The 23,800-nt window shown below is 65.1% G+C and carries 22 protein-coding genes; 10 read left to right on the plus strand and 12 right to left on the minus strand.

Features of this window, described 5'->3' with window-relative positions; all coding sequences use genetic code 11:
* Nucleotides 1-60: 60 nt before the first annotated feature.
* From ACTIFK_RS18550 to ada, 3 genes are all read right to left on the minus strand, one after another.
* On the minus strand, nucleotides 61-645 hold the full coding sequence (locus ACTIFK_RS18550) for a hypothetical protein (RefSeq protein WP_439544496.1): 585 nt from the start codon (nucleotides 643-645) through the stop codon (nucleotides 61-63).
* A gap of 276 nt (nucleotides 646-921) precedes the next feature.
* Nucleotides 922-2,484: a sensor histidine kinase gene (locus ACTIFK_RS18555; protein ID WP_439544497.1), complete on the minus strand. Its 1,563-nt coding sequence runs from the start codon at nucleotides 2,482-2,484 to the stop codon at nucleotides 922-924.
* Between the two features lie 202 nt (nucleotides 2,485-2,686).
* Nucleotides 2,687-3,772 carry a bifunctional DNA-binding transcriptional regulator/O6-methylguanine-DNA methyltransferase Ada gene (gene ada, locus ACTIFK_RS18560; protein ID WP_439544498.1) on the minus strand — a complete coding sequence of 362 codons (1,086 nt, stop codon included), beginning with the start codon at nucleotides 3,770-3,772 and terminating at the stop codon, nucleotides 2,687-2,689.
* Nucleotides 3,773-4,116: 344 nt separating this feature from the next.
* On the opposite strand from ada, the gene ACTIFK_RS18565 reads away from it, so the two are divergent.
* The 3 genes from ACTIFK_RS18565 to ACTIFK_RS18575 all read left to right on the plus strand — a co-directional run bounded on the left by ACTIFK_RS18565 (nucleotide 4,117) and on the right by ACTIFK_RS18575 (nucleotide 5,757).
* Nucleotides 4,117-4,362, plus strand: a complete 246-nt coding sequence (locus tag ACTIFK_RS18565) for a GlsB/YeaQ/YmgE family stress response membrane protein (RefSeq protein WP_439544499.1) — start codon at nucleotides 4,117-4,119, stop codon at nucleotides 4,360-4,362.
* 431 nt (nucleotides 4,363-4,793) lie between these two features.
* Complete coding sequence (locus ACTIFK_RS18570; RefSeq protein ID WP_439544500.1) at nucleotides 4,794-5,138, plus strand: hypothetical protein; 345 nt, start codon at nucleotides 4,794-4,796, stop codon at nucleotides 5,136-5,138.
* Between the two features lie 121 nt (nucleotides 5,139-5,259).
* On the plus strand, nucleotides 5,260-5,757 hold the full coding sequence (locus ACTIFK_RS18575; protein ID WP_439544501.1) for a VOC family protein: 498 nt from the start codon (nucleotides 5,260-5,262) through the stop codon (nucleotides 5,755-5,757).
* Nucleotides 5,758-5,862: 105 nt separating this feature from the next.
* Here the strand turns inward: ACTIFK_RS18575 and rpmB are convergent, their stop codons facing one another.
* Nucleotides 5,863-6,168 (minus strand): 50S ribosomal protein L28, encoded by a 306-nt coding sequence (gene rpmB, locus ACTIFK_RS18580; protein ID WP_439544502.1) that lies wholly within the window; start codon nucleotides 6,166-6,168, stop codon nucleotides 5,863-5,865.
* A gap of 400 nt (nucleotides 6,169-6,568) precedes the next feature.
* On the opposite strand from rpmB, the gene ACTIFK_RS18585 reads away from it, so the two are divergent.
* From ACTIFK_RS18585 to ACTIFK_RS18605, 5 genes are all read left to right on the plus strand, one after another.
* Complete coding sequence (locus ACTIFK_RS18585) at nucleotides 6,569-7,432, plus strand: DUF3108 domain-containing protein (protein WP_439544503.1); 864 nt, start codon at nucleotides 6,569-6,571, stop codon at nucleotides 7,430-7,432.
* Between the two features lie 221 nt (nucleotides 7,433-7,653).
* On the plus strand, nucleotides 7,654-10,929 hold the full coding sequence (locus ACTIFK_RS18590) for a helicase-related protein (protein ID WP_439544504.1): 3,276 nt from the start codon (nucleotides 7,654-7,656) through the stop codon (nucleotides 10,927-10,929).
* Between the two features lie 13 nt (nucleotides 10,930-10,942).
* Nucleotides 10,943-11,353 carry an RNA-binding S4 domain-containing protein gene (locus ACTIFK_RS18595; protein ID WP_439544505.1) on the plus strand — a complete coding sequence of 137 codons (411 nt, stop codon included), beginning with the start codon at nucleotides 10,943-10,945 and terminating at the stop codon, nucleotides 11,351-11,353.
* Between the two features lie 131 nt (nucleotides 11,354-11,484).
* Complete coding sequence (gene fdxA / locus ACTIFK_RS18600; RefSeq protein ID WP_439544506.1) at nucleotides 11,485-11,823, plus strand: ferredoxin FdxA; 339 nt, start codon at nucleotides 11,485-11,487, stop codon at nucleotides 11,821-11,823.
* 696 nt (nucleotides 11,824-12,519) lie between these two features.
* Entirely contained in the window at nucleotides 12,520-13,374 is an 855-nt protein-coding gene (locus ACTIFK_RS18605; protein WP_439544507.1) for a CarD family transcriptional regulator, read from the plus strand.
* Nucleotides 13,375-13,553: 179 nt separating this feature from the next.
* Here ACTIFK_RS18605 and ACTIFK_RS18610 read toward each other — a convergent pair whose 3' ends face one another.
* Both ACTIFK_RS18610 and ACTIFK_RS18615 read right to left on the minus strand, forming a co-directional pair.
* Complete coding sequence (locus ACTIFK_RS18610; RefSeq protein WP_439544508.1) at nucleotides 13,554-14,477, minus strand: thermonuclease family protein; 924 nt, start codon at nucleotides 14,475-14,477, stop codon at nucleotides 13,554-13,556.
* A gap of 44 nt (nucleotides 14,478-14,521) precedes the next feature.
* Nucleotides 14,522-15,808, minus strand: coding sequence for a hypothetical protein (locus ACTIFK_RS18615; protein ID WP_439544509.1), 1,287 nt, complete (start codon nucleotides 15,806-15,808; stop codon nucleotides 14,522-14,524).
* A 225-nt stretch (nucleotides 15,809-16,033) separates the two neighbouring features.
* Here ACTIFK_RS18615 and ACTIFK_RS18620 point away from each other — a divergent pair, with 225 nt between their 5' ends.
* Nucleotides 16,034-16,474 carry a hypothetical protein gene (locus ACTIFK_RS18620; protein WP_439544510.1) on the plus strand — a complete coding sequence of 147 codons (441 nt, stop codon included), beginning with the start codon at nucleotides 16,034-16,036 and terminating at the stop codon, nucleotides 16,472-16,474.
* Nucleotides 16,475-16,560: 86 nt separating this feature from the next.
* On the opposite strand, the gene ppk2 is transcribed toward ACTIFK_RS18620, so the two are convergent.
* Nucleotides 16,561-17,487 carry a polyphosphate kinase 2 gene (ppk2, locus tag ACTIFK_RS18625; protein WP_439544511.1) on the minus strand — a complete coding sequence of 309 codons (927 nt, stop codon included), beginning with the start codon at nucleotides 17,485-17,487 and terminating at the stop codon, nucleotides 16,561-16,563.
* A gap of 214 nt (nucleotides 17,488-17,701) precedes the next feature.
* Between ppk2 and ACTIFK_RS18630 the strand changes: the two genes are divergently transcribed.
* Nucleotides 17,702-19,081 carry an ATP-binding protein gene (locus tag ACTIFK_RS18630; RefSeq protein WP_439544512.1) on the plus strand — a complete coding sequence of 460 codons (1,380 nt, stop codon included), beginning with the start codon at nucleotides 17,702-17,704 and terminating at the stop codon, nucleotides 19,079-19,081.
* 21 nt (nucleotides 19,082-19,102) lie between these two features.
* On the opposite strand, the gene ACTIFK_RS18635 is transcribed toward ACTIFK_RS18630, so the two are convergent.
* The 5 genes from ACTIFK_RS18635 to ACTIFK_RS18655 all read right to left on the minus strand — a co-directional run bounded on the left by ACTIFK_RS18635 (nucleotide 19,103) and on the right by ACTIFK_RS18655 (nucleotide 23,645).
* Entirely contained in the window at nucleotides 19,103-19,702 is a 600-nt protein-coding gene (locus ACTIFK_RS18635) for a hypothetical protein (protein ID WP_439544513.1), read from the minus strand.
* Between the two features lie 149 nt (nucleotides 19,703-19,851).
* Nucleotides 19,852-21,708, minus strand: a complete 1,857-nt coding sequence (gene sdhA, locus ACTIFK_RS18640; RefSeq protein WP_439544514.1) for a succinate dehydrogenase flavoprotein subunit — start codon at nucleotides 21,706-21,708, stop codon at nucleotides 19,852-19,854.
* 7 nt (nucleotides 21,709-21,715) lie between these two features.
* Nucleotides 21,716-22,096, minus strand: coding sequence for a succinate dehydrogenase, hydrophobic membrane anchor protein (gene sdhD, locus ACTIFK_RS18645; RefSeq protein WP_439544515.1), 381 nt, complete (start codon nucleotides 22,094-22,096; stop codon nucleotides 21,716-21,718).
* Nucleotides 22,096-22,530, minus strand: coding sequence for a succinate dehydrogenase, cytochrome b556 subunit (gene sdhC, locus ACTIFK_RS18650; RefSeq protein ID WP_439544516.1), 435 nt, complete (start codon nucleotides 22,528-22,530; stop codon nucleotides 22,096-22,098). The genes sdhD and sdhC overlap by 1 nt, the downstream gene beginning before the upstream one ends.
* A gap of 140 nt (nucleotides 22,531-22,670) precedes the next feature.
* Entirely contained in the window at nucleotides 22,671-23,645 is a 975-nt protein-coding gene (locus tag ACTIFK_RS18655; protein ID WP_439544517.1) for an NAD(P)/FAD-dependent oxidoreductase, read from the minus strand.
* Nucleotides 23,646-23,800 lie beyond the last annotated feature (155 nt).

A 23,800-nucleotide genomic window follows, 5' to 3' on the forward strand; every position in this document is an offset into this window, starting at 1 on the left:
TGAGGAAGACATTCCTGGCTTGGGTTCGTTCGCCGTCGGCCGAGCCCACGGGCGAGCATATCATCGTCTGTTGCGCCACATTCCTGTTACCGTCGGTCCATTGCCCGGTGCTTGAAAAGCCGTTACGGCGGCAAACCCAACGCTTTCGTATCTATGATTGTTGTTTGGATTACTGGACTCCAGGTAGGCCGGCATATGTTCGACGTCGATCCGGGTTAGATTCTCCTGAAGAAGCGCGATGCCAAGGCCCTGCCCTCTGTGCTCGTTCTTGGTCCCCAGAAGGCTCAGATAGTAGTGCGGTTCATGTCTCGGATGGGCACGACCGAAGCGGTCTAACAGTTCGCCAACCTCCGCTGCCCGAGAACCGACGAGGTCGACTAGCCGGTCGGGCACGCCGAGTTCTGCTTCATACGAGAGTTCGGTCCCGTCTGGGGGAATCCAAACGGACACTGTCTCGTATCCTTCGGTCTTGAATGTCCAGGGATAGCGAAGTGCCTCCTGGATGCAGAGCGTCCACCAACTCCTGCGAGCTGCCGGATCGGGAAATGCCCAAGACCAGGTCGGATCGTCGAGAAAAGCCTCCGAGACAACATCGATGACCCGCGATGCCTCTGTGTTAGTCGCTGCACTGATGGCGAAACCCATGGAGGCGTCACTTTCCAAGACAGGACACTGTTATAATAGTATCCAATCTTTGCCGGCCGCTACGACCTCGATATCGGCACGACAAGTCGCCGCTTTGCCCTTGACGGACCTCGGCCACGCCGGTTCAGAAATCCGTCGTCACAACAATTATGTAACGGTGCCCAGTTTCTTCCTGTCCGGCGCGCCAATCCTGAATCGGCATGTGAGAAGCCGAGGGTTTCCGCTTCTGAGGCTGCTGGCCGTCCGCGGGCCGCTCAGACCGTCTCGTCCGCCGCCCTAGAGACTTTGCACCTGGGCGATCGGTGCGACAAACCGGGCTTCAAAGCCCGATTGGCGATAGTGCACTTCGGCGCCACCGGTTCCCGCTAGCCCGGTCCGAATCAGCCTTGAGCCAAAACCGTGCGTCCCAGGGGGCTCGACCGGCGGGCCGCCCGCCTCACGCCACTCCAGCGTCAGCATGTCTTCTTCACCTTCCCGCTCGATGGCCCACCAAATGGAAATGCGGCCGGCATCGTTCGAGAGGGCTCCATATTTCAGCGCATTCGCGCTCAACTCATGCAAAATCATGGTCACCGACAACGTCGACCGGGCGCCGAGCTGCACTCTTGGCCCGGCGATGTCGAAACGCTCCAACGGGGCGAGCGAAGTCAGGATGGTGCGCACCAGCTCCCCGATTTCGGATCCGTTCCAACTCTGCTGGAGCAAGACGTCGTGGGCCTTGGACAACGCGAGCACGCGAGCCGTAAATGCCTGGACCGGTTCTTGGTCAGCCGCCGTACGCAGCGTCTGCGTCGCAATGGCCTGAACCATCGCGAAGATGTTCTTCATGCGGTGGCTGAGCTCTTGATTCAGCGTTTTCTGCAAGGCCTCCGTTCTCTGGCGAATGAGCTCTTCTGTTTTTCGCGTGGAGACGTCGTTGAAGAGGATGCCGACATGCCGGGCGGCGGCATCGCCGATCCGGAAGGCATGAACGTCGTACCAGCGATCTCCGAGCTCTCGGGCCGGGTTCTCGAAGTGCGCAGGCTCGCCGGTTAAAGCGACTTGGCCGTAGAGATCGAACCAATGCTGCTCATGATCCGGGGCCAGATCCCGCATCCACTTCCCGTTGGCATCGGCGAGACCGGTCTGCCTCGTGAACGCGCTGTTCGTTTCGACGAACCGGTAGTCAACAGGCGTCGTCCCGTCGAATTTCACTTCCACGATGCAAAAGCCGTCGTCGATGGCGTCGAACAGATGCCGGAATTCCCGCTCCCGTCCGACTCGAAGGGCTTCATGCTCCTGCTGGAGCACAATGGCGCGGTCGCGATCGAGGATCGCCCGGCGCAACTCCAGCTGGCTGATCGTTTGCCGCGCGAGCGCGCGCAGCATCGCGGCCTGGCTAGGCGTCAAACCGCCCGGGCGCGCCAAGACATCGATCACGCAGAGGCTTCCCAGCACGTGTCCATGCGATGTTCGCAGCGGAGCGCCGGCGTAGAAGCGGATATGCGGCCCACCGGTAACGAGTGGGTTGTCGCGGGTCCGAGGATCCGTTGTCAGATCCGGAATGACGAGCAGATCCGGCTCGACCAGGGCGTGCGCGCAGACCGAGCTGTTTAAGCCGGTCTCGCAGGCCTCCAGCCCCACCTTCGCCTTGAACCACTGCCGGTTGCCGGCCACCAAGCTGACCAGGGCGAAGGGCGCTTCGCACAAGTTTGCGGCCAAGCTTACGATGTCATCGAAACCAGGCTCGGGAGGCGTATCGAGGATATCGTAGCTGCCAAGCGCATCGAGCCTGGCTTTGTCGAAGGTATAGTCCGGGACATCCACAGAGGTTCGCTCGCAGGTTACGGTCCCCTGCATGCCACACCCGTCCGACTTGGAAAATGGTAAACTGTTTGGCCCGCTCTGGTCCTGGCCTTGGTCCTGGCCTTGGTCCTGGCCTTGGTCCTGGCGTCGTACCGGGCGAGGACGCAGTCGAGCTCACGATCCGAGGTCCGCCAACCTCACGGGTATCGCGCTGAAGCCGTCCAGGTCGGCTCCGGACGCATCCGCAGGGCGCGGGTCAGTCCGTCCCGCCCGCTTCCCGTTCGATGAGCGTGCGCTTCCGCTCCACGCCCCAGCGATAACCCGAGAGCGAACCGTCGGTGCGCACCACGCGATGGCAGGGAATGGCGACCGCGATCTTGTTCGCCGCGCACGCGGCCGCAACGGCGCGCACGGCTTTGGGCATGCCGATCCGCTCGGCGATCTCGGTGTAGGTCGCGGTCGTCCCCGCAGGAATGTCCCGCAAGGCGTCCCACACGCGATGCTGGAACGCCGTGCCCCGCAGATCGAGCGGCAAGGCGAGCCCCGTTTGCGGGGCGTCCACGAGGCCGACGACTTTGGCCATCACGTCCTCGAAATCGCGATCGCCGCCGACGAGCGTCGCATTCGGGAAGCGATCCTCGAGATCGTGCACCAGCACTTGCGCGTCGTCGCCGAGCAGGATCGCGGTAATGCCCTTGGCGCTGGCCGCGACCAGGATCGCGCCAAGCGAGCATTGGCCGACGGCGAACCGCATGTCGGAATTGCTGCCGCCGGCGCGGAAGTCGGAGGGCGTCATGCCGAGCACCTGGGAAGAGTTGGCGTAGAAGCGCCCGCTGGAATTGAACCCCGCGTCATGCATGGCCTCGGTGACGGTCCGGCTTTTGGCGAGCGTGTCGCGCAGGCGCTTCCCGCGATGCGCGTTCCCGTAGGCCTTGGGGGTCACGCCTGCGATGGCCTTGAAGATGCGGTGAAAGTGAAACGGACTGAGGCCCGCCCGCTCCGCCAGTACGTGCAGCGTGGGGGGCTCGTCGGCCGCCTCGATGGTGCGGCAGGCCTCGGCCACGGTCGTCGCGTAACGCGCGTACAGCGAAGGCTGATCGGGCTTGCACCGCTTGCAGGGGCGGAAGCCGGCCGCCTCGGCCTCCGCAGCCGTCGCGTGGAAGGCGACGTTTTCGCGATTGGCCTGGCGCGCCGCGCAGGACGGGCGGCAAAAGACGCCGGTTGTGGCGACGGAGTAATAAAACGTGTCATCGAAGCTGCGGTCGCGCGCTTTGACGGCCGCCCAATACGTCTCCTCGGAGCCGTCGCGGTCTAACATGGTTTTATTGAGAGCGCGGGTCATGATCGCTGCTTTCGCTCCTGTCATACCCCTAAGATAGGCGGCCACCGCCGGCTGCGCACTCCGCTCCTTGCGCTCAAACTCAGAATAATTGAAGCGCGAACCGCGAGGTGCGGCCGGTCGAACGGGCGTCAAAACACGCGCGAACCCAGTGAAAGCGCCCTGAGCAAGCAGCGCTCCGCGCGACTGAGCACACGCGACTGAGCACCTGCACACCAAGCCGGTTTCGCGTTGCCCCGAACACACGTAACGTCGCCGGAGCTTCCAGCGCCACAAGGTTCGGCCGAGGGGCACGGGACCGGCGCGGAAGCGGGTCTGTCGTGCGCGTCGAACCTCAGGAGCGAAACATGGAAGGCATTATCATTTGGCTCATCATCGGCGCCATCGCCGGTTGGCTCGCCGGCCAGATCATGAAGGGCGGCGGATTTGGGCTTGTCGGTGACATCGTACTCGGCATCGTCGGCGCCGTCGTTGCGGGCTGGTTGCTGCCGCGCATTGGGCTTCACATCGGTGGCGGCGTTGTGGCCGACATCATCAACGCCACCATCGGCGCCGTGCTGGTGATTTTCCTGGTCAGAATGGTCTCGCGCTAGAGCCTGCTCGTTCGCGATGCGGGCCATCGCGCTCGCAGCGAGGACGTGACTCAGACTCTAAAGCAATGGAATAGAGCACGTTCGCACGTGCCATCTTGAGAACCGGCAAGCGAACGTGCTCTAGCCGCGCAAATAGCGGGCAGCGCGCTATGCCCGCACCCCTGCCCGCCGCTCGCGCCTGTGCGCAAAAGGTGTGCGCCAAGCGTGCGCACCCGCGCTGGAGACAGGTCCGGTCATGGTCGACGTCACCTTCATCTTTGTCGTGCTGCTGGGCGGCGCGCTGGTTGGCTTCGTCACCGCGAGCGTCCGCGGCCACGCGGGATGGCGCAAGGCGCTCGACATTCTTGCCGGGACCCTGGGCGGCTTTGCGGGAACGCCGCTGTGGCTCGCGTTCGTCCAACTCATCCTTCCCCAGGTCGCTGGCCCCCGAAGTGTCCCCCGCCGCCGCGGCGATGCTGTCGAACCTCTACTATTTCAGCCCCGTGCTCGGCGGTTTCCTGGGCGTCGCGATCGTGGCGCTCGTCTATCGCGTCGTCCTGGGCAAGCGAAACACCGAGCCCTGGCCCTTGACAGCCGGGCAGGTGATCCAGATCGCCGGCATCGTCTATTTCACGGTGGCGGTGTGCCTCACACTCGCGCTCGTCGCGCTGGCGGCCGCTCATGCCCGCTGGGATCTCATCGCTCCGAAGGCGCTCGTGGTCGATCTCGCGATTGGCGCTGCGATCGTCATGGCAGGCCGGAGCCTCGCCCGCGCCGCGCGCGGCACCGGTGCCTGAACGGCGACGATCCCGTTCCATGTCGCGCATTGCGTCGCGCCGTGCGCAACGCCACTTCTAACGCAAGAATGACTGCGCCGAACGCGGCGCAACTCCCAGCCTGGATTGAAGGAGCTTCGTCGTGTCGGCACTCTCAAAGGTCATCGATCCCGGGACGCGCATCGGCCACGTCCACCTCAAGGTGGCTGACCTCGATCGCGCGCTCGCATTCTATCGCGATGTGCTGGGCTTCGAGATCACGCAGCGCTACGGCAGCCAGGCCGTGTTCCTGTCGGCCGGCGGCTACCACCATCATATCGCGCTCAACACGTGGGAGAGCCTGGGCGGCAGTCCCCCGCCGCGCGGCACGACCGGTCTTTATCACGTCGCTATCGTCTATCCGGAGCGCGCCGCCCTAGCCGACGCGTTGCGCCGCCTGGCCGCGGCCGGCATTCCGCTCGAGGGCGCGAGCGACCACGGCGTCAGCGAAGCGCTCTACTTGAGCGACCCGGACGGCAACGGCGTCGAACTCTACTGGGACAAGCCATCGGACCAATGGCCCCGCGCAGCGGATGGCTCCCTCACCATGTCGAATGCGCGCCTCGATCTTGCGGACCTCGCGGCCGCCGCGCCAGCCTGATCCACGCACACCGACAACCCAAAGGCCCTAAAACGAAACATGCGCCACGCCGGTTTCCCGGCGGGCGCATGTTCAAATTCGTCGATTGAGTCTGGGCGCCGAGCCTTAAGCGGCGGCTGCAGCGGCCTTCTCGGCCAGCGCCTTGGCGACATCGCGCTTCAGCTTCAGGCAATCCGGCGACAGATCGTCGGCCTTGGCCTTGGCGAGGAATGCGTCCAGACCGCCGCGATGTTCGACCGTCTTGAGGGCATGCGCCGTGATGCGCAGCTTGAACTGGCGGCCAAGCGCGTCGCTGATCAGCGTCACGTTGACGAGGTTCGGCCGGAACTTACGCCGCGTGGCGTTCTCGGCGTGGCTTCTGTTATTGCCGGAAAGCGGCAATTTGCCCGTCAACTCGCAGCGCCTCGTCATATCGAAATCCTTACCTCGGCCGCCCGGCTTCCATCCGCTCCCGCAGGGCGAACCGGAAATCTCGGGGAAATTCAATGAAAAAAGCCCGCAGATAGCACCGGCGGGACCGTTGGCGCCTTCTATACGCGAGCCGCCGCGAGGGCGTCAAGCGGGCCGTCGGCCTCAGGCCGCGCAAGCCGGCTCCGGTCAGCGGCGTGCCGGGCACACAGATAAAAAATCCGGCTACGGAACGGAATAGAAGATTTGGGGATTATTGAGGCCAGATGCCGTGTCAGTCCGGCGCAGCATTGAGCGAATTGTTAAACCTTGAGCGTCAAGATGGCCTCGTGTGTTCGACATCGTAAACCCGCTTTAGCACTTTGTGCGGTAGTTGCCGCCGGGGTGGGGGGTAGTGAGTAAGATGATGGTTCAAGTATCGTATCGTCGCGTCCGTGAGTTGAGTGCTGCACTGGGGGCCATGGCTCTCGTCGCCGGAACGCCGCTCCGGGCCGAGGCCCAGCAGCCCGCCCCCACCATGACTCCGGCCGTGTCTCCGGCCAAGGTCCAGGCGGCCTACAAGATCTCGCTCAACGGGTTCGAGCTCGGCGATTTCCATTTCAAATCCGATGTCGGCCGTACGAGCTACACGCTCGACACCGATGTCCAGATCTCGGCTCTGCTTGGCGTCTTTCGCTGGAAAGGCGTGACGCGCTCCACCGGCACGTTCGCCGCCAAGGCGCCCAAGCCCGAAGCCTTCCGCTTCGATTATGAGAGTTCCGTGCGCAACGGCTCGGTCGCCATGGGCTTCGGCCAGGATGGCCTCGAGACGCTCTCCGTGCTGCCGGCGACCGCCGAGGCCCCGGACACCGTGCCCCTGACCCGCGCGCACCTGAAGAATGTTGTCGATCCCCTGAGCGCGATCCTGGCGATCACGCACAGCAGCGCGGCCACGCCGTGCGGCCGTAAAGTGGCGGTTTTCGACGGCAAGCAGCGCTTCGACATCGATCTGCGCTTTGCCCGCAAGGAAGCCGTCGCCGGCATCGCGGGTGAAACGGCCATCGTCTGCCGGGTGAAATATATCCCCATCGCCGGCTATCGGCCCACGGAAGAGACCCGTGATCTGGCCGCGACCAACGGCATCGAGATCGCCTTCCGCATGGTTCCGTCGGCTAAGCTGATGATCCCTCAGTCGATGACCCTGCCGACGGCCGCCGGCCAGGCGCGCATCGATCTGCAGAGCGTCAATATCGAAGTGCCGAACGGGCAGTTGGCGTCTGCACAGTAATTCGCCACCGAGTGCAGGATTTACAAAAGGGCGCCCGAACGGCGCCCTTTTTGTCGCTTCAGGTTTCGCCGTCTCGGGTCCGTCCATCGCGGCCACGCTGCCGCGTGCAAGCCCTTGGCGCGGCCCGGACCCCTGCACGTCCGCAGGCCCTTGAAACGAAACGCTTGATCTCGCTTGCCCGCAATGCAATGCCAGGGGCTTCTGTAATGGAGATTTCGCGTATGGCGAGTGATTTCGAAGCGCGCATTCGCAATGTGACCGCGGTTCTCGGCCCCACCAATACCGGCAAAACACATCTCGCGATCGAGCGCATGCTGGGTCACGAGAGCGGCATGATCGGACTTCCGCTGCGGCTGCTCGCCCGCGAGGTCTACGACAAGATCGCGGCCCGCATCGGCGTCGACAAGGTCGCGCTCATCACCGGCGAAGAAAAGATCAAGCCGGAGCGCGCCCGCTACTGGGTGGCGACGGTCGAGGCGATGCCGCGCGACGTCGACGTCGACTTCCTGGCCATCGACGAAATCCAGCTCGCCGGCGATCCCGAACGCGGCCACGTCTTCACGGACCGCTTGCTGCATGCGCGCGGCCGCAAGGAAACGCTTCTCCTCGGCGCGCAAACCATGCGCGAAGCCATCCAGGATCTCATTCCAGGCGCCAACTTCATTTCGCGCCCGCGCCTCTCGCAGCTGACGTACGCCGGTGAGAAGAAGATCACCCGCTTGCCCGGCCGCTCGGCCGTCGTCGCCTTCTCCGCCAACGAAGTCTACGCCATTGCAGAGCTGATCCGCCGCCAGCGCGGTGGCACTGCGGTTGTGCTCGGCGCGCTCTCGCCCCGGACGCGCAACGCGCAGGTCGCGCTCTATCAATCCGGCGACGTCGACTTCATCGTCGCCACCGACGCCATCGGCATGGGCCTCAATCTCGACATCGATCACGTCGCCTTCTCCGCCAATCGCAAATTCGACGGCCAGAACTTCCGCAACCTGACCGCCAACGAAATCGGCCAGATCGCCGGCCGCGCCGGCCGCCACATGAACGACGGCACGTTTGGTGTGACCGGCACCTGCGAGGCGTTCGATGCAGATCTGGTCGAGCGTCTCGAAACGCATACCTTCGACCCCGTGCGCGTTCTGCAGTGGCGCAACCGCCGCCTGGACTTCTCGACGCTCGAGCGACTGCGCGACAGTCTGCGCGAAATGCCGAACGAGCCGCGTCTGACGCGCGCGCGCATGGCGGACGACGTGGTGGCCCTCGAGACCCTGTCGAACATCGGCGATCTCGCGGCTTACGCCAATTCGCCGGCCGCCGTGCAACGGCTATGGGATGTCTGCCAGGTCCCCGACTATCGCAAGATCTCTTCGCAAAACCACGCCGAGCTGTGCGCCTCGCTCTACGGCTACTTGATGAGCGGCGAAGGCCGCGTACCCGAGGACTGGTTCGCCAAGCAGGTCGCCTTCGCCGACCGTACCGACGGCGACATCGACACCCTCGCCAACCGCATCGCCCACATCCGCACCTGGACGTTCGTCGCCAACCGCGCCGATTGGCTCAAGGATCCGGGCCACTGGCAGGGCCGCACGCGCGCCATCGAGGACAGCCTGTCGGATGCGCTCCATGAGCAGTTGACGCAGCGGTTCGTCGACCGCCGCACCAGCGCGCTCATGAAGGGCATGCGCGACAAGGAAGAACTCGCCGCCGAGATCGGCGACGACGGCGCCATCCACGTCGAAAATCACAACATCGGCAGCCTGAAGGGCTTCCGCTTCTCGCCGGAGACGCAGACCGAAGGCATCAACGCCAAGGCCGCCCGCAATGCGGCCACGCAAGTGCTGTCGCGTGAACTCGGCATGCGTGCCCGCCGCGTCGCCGCCGCCAAATCGGAGGCGTTCAAGCTCTCCCGCTCAGCGCGCATCTTGTGGCGCGACGAGGAGATCGCCGCCCTCGAAGCGTCCGAAGATCCACTCAAGCCGCAGGTCGCGGTGCTCGCCGACGAGCATCTGTCGCCTCCGGACCGCGAGAAGGTGCAGGCCCGCCTCGAAACCTGGCGCGACGAGATCATTGCCGAGCGCCTGAAGCCGCTGGTCGACATCGCCAAGGCCGAAGACGTAACGGGCCTCGCACGCGGCATCGCGTTTCGTTTGACCGAAAGCTTCGGCATGCTGAAGCGCGAACAGATCACCGACATGATGAAGCACCTCGATCAGGAGGCGCGCGCCCAGCTTCGCAAGTACGGCGTCCGCTTCGGGGCCTTCAACATCTACTTCCCGTCGCTGCTGAAGCCGGCCCCGGCGGAGCTTGCCGCCACCCTGTGGGCGCTGAAGAACGCGACCGCCAACGGCCTCTCGCTCGATGCGCTTCCGGATCTCCCGCGCGCCGGTCTCACCTCCGCGCCCGCCAATCCGGCCACGCCCGAAGCGCTCTATCGCGTCTACGGCTTCCATCTCTGCGGACCGCGCGCCGTGCGTCTCGATATTCTCGAGCGCCTCGCCGATCTCATCCGCCCGCTGTTGGCCTGGCGCGCCAAGCCCGACAATCCGATGCAGCCGCCCAAGGGCTCGACCGGCGACGGCGGGTTCGTTGTCACGCCCGAGATGATGTCGATCCTCGGCTGCTCGCCCGACGAGTTGAGCCATGTGCTGAAGGCGCTGGGCTTCCGTCTCGATCGCAAGACGGTGACGCCGCCGGTCGTGGCATCCGCCGCCGCACCGCAAGAGGCCATTGTAGCAGGCGAAGAGAACGCCGCGCCCGCGAGCGAGGCGCCAGTGCCGGTATCCGAGTCCACCTCCGAGCCTGACGTCACGCCGTCTCCTGAAGTGGCGCCGCCGGCCGAAGAAGCCGCTGCCGCGCCGGCCGCCGCCGCGAGCGCGTCCTTGGAAACGCCGGCTGTGCCTGCGATGGCCGCCGCCGAAGGCGCCGAAGCGGCCGCACCGTCTGTGATCGAGATCTGGCGTCCGAAGCGCCGTCACGAGGACCGCCCGGCCCGCGACCACGCCGCGGCGAACCGTGACCCTGCGCGCAACGAACGCGGCGACCGGAATGCGCGCGGCGACCGCAATCGCCACCAGAGCCGCCGCAACGGCGCGCCGCAGACGAACGACCGCCCAGGCGTCGCACCCGCACCGGCTGCAACCGGTGACGGCAGCGCGCCGCCGCCGGGCGCCACCCCCGCCGCAGCCGACGCGGCAGGCGCAGGCGGCCGCCCGCAGCATCGCGACCGGGGCCGTGATCGCGGCCCCCGCGACAACGATCGCAACCGGCCGCGTCCGCAGCACGGGCGCGAGGCAGGCAGCGGTCCAGGCGAGCGCCGCCGCGATGACCACCGCCGCGACGATCGTCGTGACGACCGCCGCCGCCCGGACGACCGCCAGGCTGCCATGATGCGCTCGGCAAGTCCGCCGTCGAAGAAGGGCGGCGTGGATCCGGATTCGCCGTTCGCTCAGCTCGGCGCGCTGCGCGAGGCGCTCGCCAAGCAGGCGCGGGAGAAAAATCCGACATGACGGAGCCCCCGAGATGACGGAGACTGTGTCGAGCGGTGGCCTGAGCGAAAGCGGGCAACGGCTCGACAAATGGTTGTGGTTCGCGCGGGTGACGAAGTCGCGCACGGTGGCCTCCGCCGCGGTGATCGGCGGCAAGATCAAGGTCAACCGGGAAACGGTGACGAAGGCCAGCCATCCGATCAAGCCGGGCGACGTCATCACGTCCCGCATTTCGAAGAACATCCGCGTGCTGCGCGTCGTGGCGCCCGGAACGCGCCGCGGCCCCGCCCCCGAGGCGCGCCTGCTGTACGAGGACATGAGCCCGCCTGTCCTACCGCGCAGCGAGGCCGCGCCGTCGAGTGCCTGGGCTGAACGGGCGCCCGGATCCGGCCGCCCCACCAAGCGCGAACGGCGCAAAATTGACGCCTTCAACGACGAGGGCTGAGAAGGTTTTGGACGAGAGTCCGCTGCTGACGGGTTGTGACGTTGCGGGGCTTGCTATGGGGTCCGGCTTTTGGCACACCCCAAGGCCAGCGCGCCGCAGCGCTCAAGCATGGTGATCCGGACACGTCAGCAATGACCTACGTCGTCAACGAAAAATGCATCAAGTGCAAGTTCACGGACTGCGTGGAGGTGTGTCCGGTCGATTGCTTCTATGAGGGTGACAATATGTTGGTCATCCATCCCGACGAATGCATCGACTGCGGCGTTTGCGAGCCGGAGTGTCCCGTTGACGCAATCAAGCCGGATACGGAGCCAGGTTTGGAGCGTTGGTTGGAAGTTAACCGCGACTACGCAGACAAGTGGCCCAATATTACTTCGAAAAAGCCTGCGCTGGCCGAAGCGGACCAGTACAGAGATGAAAAAGACAAGTTTGATAAATATTTTTCTTCGGAGCCCGGTGCTGGCGACTAGCGATTGACTGCGCCTACTACGCTCCAAGCCTCGAAATGTGCATTGCACCAAAATGGTGACTTAAGCAAGTTCCTTAAGCCCTAGATCACCTATATTCGGGCGCGCCCTTCAATAATCACTGAATTTATGTTATAAGTAATGCTCGGTGATTGTAGAACGGAATGCAAACAAAACTAGCCCAACGCAGCACCCTTCGCGGACGCACCCCCCTGTTCGTGATGGATTGTTGTGGCATGTCAAGGCGCATGCGTCGCGGGCTGAGACCTTTCGTCTAACGCGAAGTGAACTGGCTAGCAAATTCCGCATTGCGATCCGACATAGGAGGGATGCCCTGAGATGGTGGCAAAGAAACGTGCCGCCGGTCGGGGTTTGTGTGTGACTCGGCGGACGGCGGGCAAAGTCCGGTTGTACAGTATGGCTTAACCCACCCGGGGTTGAGTGTTCGTGATACGAAAGAGTGAGACGAAGCCTATGGCTCAGAAAAACAAAGCACCGGCCCGCACGTCCAAATCTGCCCCCTCGTCCAAATCGGCCCGCCCGTCTTCGCCCGTGAAAGCCGCCGCGCCTGTGAAAGCATCGGCCAAGCCTGCTGCGAAAAAGCCTGTCGTTGCCTCGTCAAGCCATTCCAAGAAGCCCGGCGCAGCGAAAGCGGCCGTGGCCAAGACTGTCGTGAAAACATCCCCGAAAGGAATTGAGATGAAGAAAGCAACGGCATCCTCCAACGCCAAGAAGCCGACGTTGAAGACCGTTGTCCCCTCGTCTCAGCCCGCCCCGGCCGCCAAGGCTGCCGCTGCTGCGCCCAAGAAGGCTGCCGCGGCACCGGTTGCCGCTGCCCGTCCTGCCGTGCGCCCGTCGGTGACCCCGGCCCGCGCGGCCGCAGCTCTTTCGAAGTCCGGCGGCCAGAAGCTGACGGCGCCTGTCCAACCGGCGTCTCCCAAGGACATCGCCGAGAAGACGGCGGCTGCCGCACGCGTCGCCGCCGCTCAGGCACAGAAGAAGCCGGTCAACACCCGCCATGGCTTCAAGACGAACGAATTCATCGTCTATCCGGCCCACGGCGTCGGCCGCATCGTCGGCATTGAGGAGCAGGAAATCGCGGGCATGTCGCTCGAACTGTTCGTCATCACCTTCGACAAGGAAAAGCTGACGCTTCGCGTTCCGACCGGCAAGCTCGATAGTGTCGGCATGCGCAAGCTCGCGGACGACGGTGTCGTCAAGAAGGCGATGGAGACGCTGAAGGGCCGCGCCCGCGTGAAGCGCACGATGTGGAGCCGCCGCGCCCAGGAATACGTCGCCAAGATCAACTCGGGCGACCTGATCTCGATTGCTGAGGTCGTGCGCGATCTGTACCGTTCCGAGGCCCAGCCTGAGCAGTCCTACTCCGAGCGCCAGCTCTACGAGGATGCGCTCGACCGTATGGCGCGCGAACTCGCCGCCGTCGAAAAACTGGACGATCGCGGTGCTGTGCAGCGCATCGTTGAGGTCCTGTCGAAAAGCGCCCGCGGCCGCCGTCTGGCCGAAGGCGCCGACGCCGAAGTGAAAGCCGCCTGAGAGTCAGATCCGGACCCATCGGCCGGTTGAAATCTGAAACGCCCTGCCCTCACCGGCGGGGCGTTTTCTTTTTCCTCCCTCAGTTTCCCCTCGCTTCGTTGAGCGCGGCCACGACGTGGCGCCTGACTTAATCTCCCTGGCGGAAGGTTTCGCAAACTCCCGTCACTGCTGGATTGGAATTAATCTCCCCCAATTCGATCTCCGGACGTCGCGTCGCCTGAAACCGGGCCGTCGAGTATTTCGATTTCGTCCACGGTGCTGAGCAGGATCATCGGACCGTTGCGCCGCTCGATCCAGCCGCGCACCCGGATCTTGCGTCCGCCCAACCCCGCGATCCGCTTGGCGGCCTCGGCGCCCGCACGGTCGACGACGGCGGTGGGCAGGCTCGCGGTGAAGTCCTGGCGCCAGTTGTCGCCGAAATTGATGTAGGTGGTCGCCTTCGTGCGCGCGGCCGTCCGCACCGTGCCTTGGACGATCGCGAACCGCCCTGTCAGCCGCAACAGCCGCTTGGTGTCTGCTGTGTCGTGAACCGGAAACCGGTCATCGCTCCAAAGGCCCCGCCGGGCGAGCCGCGCCTCCGCCTCGGCCTGGATGAGCGCGGTGAGACAGGTCGCGTCGCCGGGCAGGGCGTAAGCCCACGCCCGACCCTCGCGGATCATCTGCTGCTGTACCCACGTCTCCCTGGCTGTGTCCGTGACGGAGGCCGGCTGCGCCACCGACAGTTGTGCGAGCACCCGCCCGTAGCGGTCGGCCTTGCGGCGCGAGAAGCGCAGCGTGACCTGCCGGTCGGCAACCAGGGCCTCGAGGGCGCGACGGCTGGCGGTCGCGGGCGGCCAGTCTTCTCCTGAACCCGAGTCGTCCGTTGCCCCGAGGCTGAGGTCGGGCCTTGGCGCCAGCGCTCCGATCAGGCGAACCTCGCGGCCGTCGTCCAGCAGCACCGTGTCGCCGTCGATGACGCGGGCCACATGGTGGGTCGATCCGGTCTCTGGCGCACAGGCGATGTCGGCCGCGGCCGGGGAGGAGAAAAAAGCCAGTGTCAGGGCGAGGGCCAAACGCAGACGAAGGAGACCGATACCAGCGATGAGACCGATGCGAGGCGCCATGGTGTGTCTCGGTGGATCTGTTTGGACCGTGCTGTCGCGGCCGTTCACGTCAAACTCAAGATCATCATATCGGCGGCGGGAACGATAGCCGTTGGGTCCAAGAGCTCGTCGATCTCGGGATCGAACGGCGCGCCGGACAGCGGCGGCAGGGCAAGATCGATGAGCGCGCCGAGATCGGCGAGCGTTATATCGGCGGCCATATCTCTGTCGACATCCGGCCCGGGATCGATCCGCGACAGCGGCCCGGGCGTGCCGTCGCTGGCGTGGCCTCCCTCATCCGGCGACAAGGGCTCGTTCGGCAACGATGGCGCGTCCGGCGATAGTTGAGCCGGAACCCGGCCTGCGCCAGCCGCCGGGCCGGTCTCGTTGGCGGCATCGAACGCGGCCGCCTCGGGCAACGTGGCCGCCGGGCCGAGCCCCACGCCGCGACCGAGCACGACGCGGTCGCGGCTCGCATCCCAAATGATCTCCTCGATGGAGAACAGAAAGTCCTGCCCACTGGCATGGGTGACGATGAAGTCCGGCGTCACGTGCGGCGTGGCGTGGTGCGCGCTGTGAGGCGCCACCTCGATGCGCAGTTCGCCCGCTCCCGAATAGTCCGCGGTGTCGGTGCCGTCCTGGTCGTAGGGAAGCCCCGGCTGCCCGCCGTGGACGATGTTGTTGCCGTGCGACCAGCGGATCACATCGTTGCCCCGCCCACCGTAGAGCTTGTCGGTCTGGTTCGGGTCGTCGCCGCCGGCCAGCACGTCGTCGCCCGCGCCGCCGACCAGCGTCGTGAACCCGTCCCCGACCGTCAGCGTGTCGTCGCGCGACGTGCCGAGCAGCGTGCGGATCCCCGGCGTGAGCTGGGTCCCGAACGGAAGCGCGTTCTCGACGGCGATCCCGGCGTGATGGAGAAGGGACGCGACCAGCGACGACGAATTGATGGTCGGGAGCGGTGACCCGGCCAGCGATGCTGCGATGTAGGGGAAGCGTTGCTCGGCAATATCCGCCGCATAGGAGACGAGCGTCGCCCAGGCTTCGATGCTTCCAGGGCCCGCCGCGATCGTTCGCGCCCCCCGCGCCGGCGAGAGCCCGATTTCGTCCGCGAGGGCGTCACCGGTCAGACCGCCGTTGGCCTCCGACAGCGTCGTCCCCCCGTCCCAGCCTTCGACGCCGAGCACGATGCCGTCCGCTCCTGGCTCACGCAGGCCTTCGATCACGAACCAGCCGTCTTGCGGCGATTTCAGCGATTGGAAGCCGGTCTCGAACACGATCTGCAGGTGGTCGAACCCCAGTCGCCCGAGGCCCAAGGCCTTGACGGGCACGCGCTCCACGCTGACGGAACTCATTGCACGCTCCGATATGTGACATCGAACCCATGATAACAACCAAAGGTTGAATAATCGTCACATCGTCGAGGCTTTGGCTCAGCCAGACCCAATCAGATAGGCCGCGGTTGTGGTGCGCGCGTCCTATTCAATCGGTCTCGAACGGGTCAATACTGCCCAAAAACAATGCGGATGACTTGGCACCAGCCACAAAAAGGCCAGCCACAAAAAGGGGAGACGACAAGGATGGGATCCGTGCTGAAATCGCTGCTGCTCGGCTTTATTGCCGGCGCCATCGCCATGGTGACGGTGCACGAGTTGATCGGCCAATGGCTGTACATTCACGAATACACCACGCGCGTGCCATGGTCGATGGAGCCGTCGATCCTGACCGGCTATCCGCAGATTGCGACCGACGCCGTCTTGGGCGGCATTTGGGGCGCGCTGTTCGCCCTGATCCTGGGTGTGGTTCCGCGTGGCTCGATGACCCTGCGCGGCGCGCTGTTGGGCGTGATCGGCCCGGGCGTGCTCGGCGCGCTGGTGCTGGTTCCCCTGATCAAGAACGAGCCCCTGTTTCTTGGCCAGGACATCCACCTGATTTGGCCGTTTCTGGTGGCCGGAGCGGGCTTTGGCGCCGTGACCGCTTGGCTCTACGGCTTCCTGTCGTCGGGCTGCCGCCTCCCCTGATCGGGGCGGATGCCGCCTGATTTCACGTGAGTCAAAACAACGCCCGGCCGCAACACGGCCGGGCGTTTTATTGAGTCCCAGGCGTCTTACGCCTTCGTCTTGAGACGGTCGAGATACTCCGCCCCGGAGACGGTGATCTTTGGATCGATCACGCCGATCGCCGCCGCGTCTTTCCCAGCGTAGTCGAGCCGGTTCAGGACCACCCGCATCGCCTCGAGTCGCGCCCGGCGCTGATCGTTGGCGTTGATGACTGTCCACGGGCTGACGGCCGTGTGCGTGTGGCGCAGCATCTCGGCTTCCGCGCGCGAATAGTCGTCGTATTTGCTGATGGCCGCGAGGTCGATGTCCGTCACCTTCCATTGCTTGAACGGATCGTGCCGGCGCTCGTGGAAGCGCTTGAGCTGCATTTCCTGGCCGACCGTCAGGTAGATCTTGAAGAAGCGGATGTCGTCGCGCACCAGCAGCGCCTCGAATTCCGGCGCGTCGCGCAGAAAGCGCGCCACCTGCTCCTCGGTGCAAAAACCCATCACCCGCTCGACGCCGGCACGATTATACCAGCTGCGGTCGAACAGCACCAAATCGCCCTTGGTCGGCAAGTGGCTGATATAGCGCTGGAAATACCATTGACCGCGCTCGGCGTCGGTTGGCTTCGACAGTGCCACGGAGCGCGAATGGCGCGGATTGATCCGCTCCAGGATGCGTGAGATGCACCCGCCCTTGCCCGACGTGTCGCGCCCTTCGAACACGACGACGAGCCGCTCGCCTTTCGCCTCGATGTGGCCTTGTAACTTGATGAATTCGAGTTGCAGTTTTTGCAGCTGCTCTTCGTAGGCGCCGCGCTTGAGCTTGTCGTCGTAAGGGTAGCCGCCCGATTTCAGCGCCCGCTCGTCGAGGTCGTCCGGGAAGACAGGGTTGTCGATATCGAACGCCGCTGTTGGGCGTGCCTTCCCGCCTTTGCCGGCCTTGTCCGGCTTTTCGTCCTTGGCTTTCCCCTCGTCCTTGGCTTTTCCCATGCATCAGTCCTCGGTTGGTCACCGCCGTGATGGTCACCCGACGCCACGGATGAACTGTCACACAAGTGTTGTTTATCGGGTCGCCGGATTGCGATGGGGCAATCCCTCAAGGCGGACGTCGATGAGCATCATAGCGACAGGGTATGAATCGCCAAGGCCGCCAGGGCTGTTCACCGTAAGTGGCCCGCTCACCGTGAGGGTTGAGGCGGCCGCGATGATCGAGGCATTATGCGCTCCCATGACGGATCGCCAGCCGCTCTCAAGATTTCTCCCCGCGCTCACGTCGAGGCTCGGGCAAACCCAGGCCGCGCTCCGCGCCGTCGGCCGCCGCGCGCGCATGCGCAGTTGGGCTCTGGCGATCACCGCCGTTCTCTTTCTTATTTTGATGGGCGCCGGCAGCCTCTCCGGCTGGGTGACGATCGCGGGGTTCGCGGCGATGGCCATGGTCATCATGCAGCAGGGCCCGTCCGGCGGCGACGATGAACTCGGCGAAGACGCGAGCGGCGCAGGGAGCGCGTCGCGGCGGGCATCGGGCGACGACACGAGCTGGCGGCCTCTCGTCGACGCCATGCCCGACGCCGTGGTCGCGCTCGATCACAACTTCGTCGTGATGCACTTCAATGCCATGTTCGAGGACCTCTTTCCCAGGGCGCGGCTCCAGCAACCTTTGAGCCACGTCTCGCGCAATCCGGAACTGAACGAAGCGGTGGAGCGCGCCGTCTCCGCGTCAGAGCCCGTCATCGTCGATGTGTTCGAGCGCGTGCCCGTCGAGCGGCGGATCTCGGCCACCGTCTCGCGTCTTGGCGGCCGCGACAGCCGGCAGACGGGACTGCCCTTTCTTATCATTTCGCTGCGCGACATGTCGGAGCAGGACAAGCTCGCCCAGATGCGCGCCGATTTCATCGCCAACGCCAGCCACGAGCTGCGCACGCCGTTGGCATCGCTGCGTGGTTTTGTCGAGACGCTGCAAGGCCCGGCGCGCGAAGACACCCAGGCGCGCGAGCGCTTTCTCGGCATCATGTCGAGCCAGGCGAACCGCATGACGCGCCTGATCGACGATCTCCTGTCGTTGAGCCGCGTCGAGATGCGCGTCCATCTTCGCCCGCGCGGTATCGTCGAGTTGAATGAAGTCGCGGCCTACATTGCCCAGGCGCTGGAGCCGCTCGCGCTTGCGTCGAAGATCAAGATCGTCGTCACCAGGAGCGAGTCGCCGATCCGCATCCGGGGCGATCGCGACGAGATCGTTCAGGTGCTCCAGAACCTCGTCCACAACGCGATCAAATACGGCAAGGAAAGCGGCCGCGTCGAGGTCGCAGTCTCGCGTGTGCTCGACGGCACCCCGCCGCAACCGCGGGCGCTGGTGGCCATCGCCGACGACGGGCCGGGGATCGCGCCCGAGCATCTGCCGCGCTTGACCGAGCGTTTCTATCGCGCCAACGCGGCGGCCAGCCGCGACAAGGGCGGCACCGGCCTGGGCCTCGCGATCGTCAAGCACATCGTCATCCGCCACAGCGGCGAGCTGAGGATCACGAGCGTCGTCGGCACCGGCTCGACGTTCTCGCTGCTGTTCGACGAATTGGGCACGCGGGCCTGACAAGCCGTTTCAGCTTCGGCACTAATCCGTGCGGTATTTTTTCAGGTCGCGCACGAGAGAGGTGAGCTTGTCGGCGACCTCCGTCCCCGTATCGACGGAGGCTTTCAGCGTCGCGCGGTTCTGGATCAGCTTGTTGAGCCGGTCCTGGCATTCGCCGAACCCGAAGAAGATCTCCTCCGGCGCCTCGATCGTGCCGTCCTCGACCGCACACATCACTTCGAATGCGCTCTGCGAGGCCAGCACCAGCATCGACGCCACGTCGTTGATCGACTGCTGATAGAGCTTGGCGGCGTCCAGCCCGACGCGCGGCCCGTGCACCCCGAACTTGAGCGGCGACGACCCCTGCGCACCCTCGCCCGCGAACAGCTTCGGATTGCGCTGGAAGCGCCGGAAGATCTCGGTGAGGTGCAAGCAGCAGGTCTCGAGCTCGCGCAGCGCGGTGACGGCCTTGCGCTTGGGGCGCATGCGATCGGTCGTGCGTTCGCGAGCGGCCCAGTTGATGGTCGCGATCGATGCGATGGTGCCGAGCGCGGCGATGGCCGGCAGAACGGCCGCGAACGGGTCCGGCGCGATGCGCGAGTCGCTCTCGTCGCCCGCAGTGTGTCCGGGATCTTTGGCCAATGCTCACCTTCTGGTGCCTGCGCCCGCCTGCGTCGAAAGCGGGGGGCGAATGAGGCACAACATTTACGCTGCCGTTGTCCGTGGCAAGGGCTCCGCTACGCACGCGCAGCATGGAGCACGCCAGTCTGTCCAGAAGACGGCGCGATAGGCTAGTACACCCGCGCCTTGGGTTCGATGTAGGAGATCTCGTTCGTCAGCGTGTTCGTGTGCACCGGCCGGAAATCGAGCGAAACCGACTTTTTTTCGCAGTCCGCGAACGCGAGCGTATGCTTCATCCAGTTGGCGTCGTCGCGCTTGGGGAAATCCTCGCGCGCGTGCGCACCGCGGCTTTCCTTGCGGTGTTCCGCGCCGACGACGGTGACGGCCGCCTGCGAGATGAGGTTGTCGTATTCCAGGGTCTCGATCAGGTCCGAATTCCAGATCAGCGAGCGGTCCGTGACGGCGATGTCGTCGGACGCCTTCCAGATTTCGGAGATCTGTTTCACGCCTTCCTGGAGCAGCGGTCCGTCGCGGAACACCGCGCAGTTCTTCTGCATGACCTTCTGCATGCGCAGCCTCAGTCCCGCCGTGGGCGCGCTGCCCTTGGCGTAGCGGAAGCGGTCGAGGCGGCTCAGCGCCTGATCGGTCGAGGCGCGTGCGAAATCCGGCTGCGTCCCGCCCTTTTCGATCGTCTCGGCGCACCGGATCGCGGCCGCGCGCCCAAACACGACGAGATCGATCAGCGAGTTCGAGCCGAGCCGGTTGGCGCCGTGCACCGAGACGCAGGCCGCTTCGCCGATAGCCATCAGGCCGGGCACGACGTGATCCGGGTTGCCACCGCGCAGCGTCAGCACCTCGCCGTGATAGTTCGTCGGGATGCCGCCCATGTTGTAATGCACCGTCGGCAACACCGGGATCGGCTGGCGCGTCAGGTCGACGCCGGCGAACACCTTGGCGCTTTCGGTAATGCCGGGCAGGCGCTCGGCCAGGATCTTCGGATCGAGATGATCGAGATGAAGGTAGATGTGGTCGCCCTCGGGACCGACGCCACGTCCTTCGCTGATTTCGACCGTCATCGAGCGCGAGACGACGTCGCGCGAGGCGAGATCCTTGGCGTGTGGTGCGTAGCGCTCCATGAAGCGCTCGCCCTGGCTGTTGGTGAGATAGCCGCCCTCGCCGCGCGCGCCTTCGGTGATCAGCACGCCTGCGCCGTAGATGCCGGTGGGATGGAATTGCACGAATTCCATGTCCTGCAGCGGCAGCCCGGCGCGCAGCACCATGGCGTTGCCGTCACCCGTGCACGTGTGCGCCGACGTGCACGAGAAATAGGTGCGCCCGTAGCCGCCCGTGGCAAGAATGGTCCGCTTGGCCCGAAAGCGATGCAGCGTGCCGTCTTCCATCGACAGCGCGATCACGCCGCGGCAGGCGCCTTCCTCGTCCATCAAGAGATCGAGCGCGAAATACTCGATGAAGAACTCGGCCGAATGGCGCAGCGACTGGCCGTAAAGCGTATGCAGCATCGCATGGCCCGTGCGGTCGGCGGCGGCGCACGTGCGCTGTGCCGGTGGACCTGAGCCGAACTCCGTCGTCATGCCGCCGAACGGACGCTGATAGATCTTGCCGTCCTCGGTGCGCGAGAACGGAACGCCGTAGTGCTCGAGCTCGTAGACGGCGTCCGGTGCATGCCGGCAGAGATATTCAATGGCGTCCTGGTCGCCGAGCCAATCGGATCCCTTGACGGTGTCGTACATGTGCCAGCGCCAGTTGTCGGGCCCCATGTTGCCGAGCGACGCCGCGACGCCGCCTTGTGCCGCAACCGTATGCGAGCGCGTCGGAAAGACCTTCGTGATGCAGGCCGTCTTGAGCCCCGCCTCGGCAGCGCCGAGCGTCGCGCGCAGTCCTGCGCCGCCCGCGCCCACGACGACAACGTCGTAGGTATGGTCTTGCGTCGGATAGGCCGCGCCGATCAGGGCCGCTCCGCTGGCCGGCTTGGCCGGGCCTTTTCCGTTGGTCTTCTTCGCAGTCATCGTGGCGCTAGCCTCCGAAGGAGAGCTTGAGGATGGAGAAGACGCTCGCGGCGGCGACGGCGATCGCAAAGAACGTGTTGAGCATCAGCAGCGCGATTTTCGCGCCCTCTCCGTGAATATAGTCTTCGATGATCACCTGCATGCCGATGCGCATGTGGATTGCGGCCGAGCAGATGAAGAGAATGAGAGCGAGTCCGACCAGGGGGTGGCTGAGCGTCGAGGCGACGGCCGCATGGCCGGCGCCGGCAAGCGAGACGACGAGCCCGATCACGAACAGCGAAAGCACGAGATTGGCCGCGCCCGTCATGCGCTGGGTCCAGAAATGATCCGCGCCTTCCTTGGCCGAGCCGAGGCGGCGGACGTCCTTGAGTGGCGTGCGCATGCTCATCAGACAGCTCCCCCGCGCGTCAGCACGATATAGCCCCAGATCGCGAGCGTGCCCGCGAGCGAGACGGCCAGCGTGCCCCACGACAGCAGGTCGATCGTGGCGAGGTCGTAGCCGTGCCCCGTGTCCCAGATGAAATGGCGGACGCCCCCGGCAAGGTGATGCAGCAGGGCCCAGGTATAGCCGAACAGCACGAACAGTCCTGGCCAAGTGCCGAGCAGCCACGTCGCGGTCGCGTAGGCCTCGGGCCCGCTCGCCGCCGCCATCAGAACGGCCGCCACCAGCAGCGTGCCGGCATAGAGCGCGACGCCCGTGATGCGATGAATGATCGACATCACCATGTTGACTTCCGGACGGTAGATTTCCAGGTGCGGCGAAAGCGGCCTGGCTGCCTTGATGGCTGCTTTCGTGCGCGGGTCGCCTTCGGCGTCGGCCATTGATCTTCAATCCCCCAGATGCACGCACTCATGGCCCTGAGGCCTTTGGCGTTTTACCGCGCGCCATGCAGCGGGGCAATTCGACAAATGCCGCAGAACAGATGCGCTGAGCGTCAGCGTCGGAAATTCGATGTGGCGGGTCAGGTTAAGGAGCCGGCAATCGCCTTTCCGAGGCCCTGGCCGCTTTCGTAGGCGTGTTCCGCCAATCGGCCGAGGCACCAGTCGCCGCAAATCCCGAGCTTGTAGTGCGTGGAAAAGATGAAGGACTCGCCGAGCGACTGGTCGACGAGACCGTAACGCCAGAGATGGGCGGCCATCTGCTTGGGCGCCACGTCCGGCAAGTTGAGCTGCCGTCGGACCTCGGCCCACAGCTCTTCGGCGACGGATTGCGGGTCGGCGTCCTCGGTCTCGCGGCTCCAGGCGGGCGAGGCATGGATCACGATCGTCTCGCCGCTGCCGCCGCGGCCTGGCTTGGAATTGTTGCGGGCGATCCAGCGCAGAACTTCGGACATGTCGGAATAGACGTCCTGGTCGGGCAGCAGCCGCTCGTCGAGACGCACCATCACGGCCCAGGTCGGCAGCATGCGGACGCGCGACAGCGTCTCGACCATGCCCTCGATCCGCCCCACGAGCAGGCGCGCTTCGGGCGCGGGAATGGCGACGGCCACCGCGGAGAACGGCCCGACGTTCGTTTGGTCTTCGAACCACACCGTCCAGCCCTTGTCGGTCTGCGTGAGGGTGTGAACCCTCTTGCCGGTGTGGACGCGCACGCTCTCGGCCAGCGGCCGCACGATCGAGCTCATGCCGGGCGTGCCGACGTACCAAGTGTGGAGCTGCACGCCCTTGGTCTCGCCCGACGACATTTTCGCGTCCCAGCGCGCCGCGTAGCCGGAGGCGACGAGTTCGTTGATGTAGGAGCGGAATTTGTCCGATCGCGCGGTCAGATACTGGGCGCCGGTGTCATAGGCGACGAGGCCGTTGCGCAGCGTGGCGACGCGCCCGCCGAGCGTGCGCTCCTGTTCGAACACTTCCACGAAACAGCCTGAACGCCGCAAGTACGACGCGCACGACAGCCCGGCCAGCCCCGCTCCGATGACAGCCACCTTGTGAGTCAACGCATTCGTCGGCGGCTCGGCCGCCCCTCCAAGGGTGAAGAGTGTTCAATCGGCAGAATACACGGTTTGGCGACAGGGAGGTCGATCGTTGATTCGGCAACGGCCATAATGTCATTCTTAGCGCGAATTCGAATGGCGGCAACAGCTACCCCGTA

This window comes from Hyphomicrobium sp. (genome assembly GCF_051860585.1).
Lineage (GTDB): Bacteria > Pseudomonadota > Alphaproteobacteria > Rhizobiales > Hyphomicrobiaceae > Hyphomicrobium_C.

Coding starts and splice junctions, on each gene's coding strand:
- ACTIFK_RS18550 (WP_439544496.1), bottom strand. CDS start 645: ATGGGTTTCGCCATCAGTGCAGCGACTAACACAGAGGCATCGCGGGTC.
- ACTIFK_RS18555 (WP_439544497.1), bottom strand. CDS start 2,484: ATGCAGGGGACCGTAACCTGCGAGCGAACCTCTGTGGATGTCCCGGAC.
- ada (WP_439544498.1), bottom strand. CDS start 3,772: ATGACCCGCGCTCTCAATAAAACCATGTTAGACCGCGACGGCTCCGAG.
- ACTIFK_RS18565 (WP_439544499.1), top strand. CDS start 4,117: ATGGAAGGCATTATCATTTGGCTCATCATCGGCGCCATCGCCGGTTGG.
- rpmB (WP_439544502.1), bottom strand. CDS start 6,168: ATGACGAGGCGCTGCGAGTTGACGGGCAAATTGCCGCTTTCCGGCAAT.
- ACTIFK_RS18585 (WP_439544503.1), top strand. CDS start 6,569: ATGATGGTTCAAGTATCGTATCGTCGCGTCCGTGAGTTGAGTGCTGCA.
- ACTIFK_RS18590 (WP_439544504.1), top strand. CDS start 7,654: ATGGCGAGTGATTTCGAAGCGCGCATTCGCAATGTGACCGCGGTTCTC.
- ACTIFK_RS18595 (WP_439544505.1), top strand. CDS start 10,943: ATGACGGAGACTGTGTCGAGCGGTGGCCTGAGCGAAAGCGGGCAACGG.
- fdxA (WP_439544506.1), top strand. CDS start 11,485: ATGACCTACGTCGTCAACGAAAAATGCATCAAGTGCAAGTTCACGGAC.
- ACTIFK_RS18605 (WP_439544507.1), top strand. CDS start 12,520: ATGAAGAAAGCAACGGCATCCTCCAACGCCAAGAAGCCGACGTTGAAG.
- ACTIFK_RS18610 (WP_439544508.1), bottom strand. CDS start 14,477: ATGGCGCCTCGCATCGGTCTCATCGCTGGTATCGGTCTCCTTCGTCTG.
- ACTIFK_RS18615 (WP_439544509.1), bottom strand. CDS start 15,808: ATGAGTTCCGTCAGCGTGGAGCGCGTGCCCGTCAAGGCCTTGGGCCTC.
- ACTIFK_RS18620 (WP_439544510.1), top strand. CDS start 16,034: ATGGGATCCGTGCTGAAATCGCTGCTGCTCGGCTTTATTGCCGGCGCC.
- ppk2 (WP_439544511.1), bottom strand. CDS start 17,487: ATGGGAAAAGCCAAGGACGAGGGGAAAGCCAAGGACGAAAAGCCGGAC.
- ACTIFK_RS18630 (WP_439544512.1), top strand. CDS start 17,702: ATGATCGAGGCATTATGCGCTCCCATGACGGATCGCCAGCCGCTCTCA.
- sdhA (WP_439544514.1), bottom strand. CDS start 21,708: ATGACTGCGAAGAAGACCAACGGAAAAGGCCCGGCCAAGCCGGCCAGC.
- sdhD (WP_439544515.1), bottom strand. CDS start 22,096: ATGAGCATGCGCACGCCACTCAAGGACGTCCGCCGCCTCGGCTCGGCC.
- sdhC (WP_439544516.1), bottom strand. CDS start 22,530: ATGGCCGACGCCGAAGGCGACCCGCGCACGAAAGCAGCCATCAAGGCA.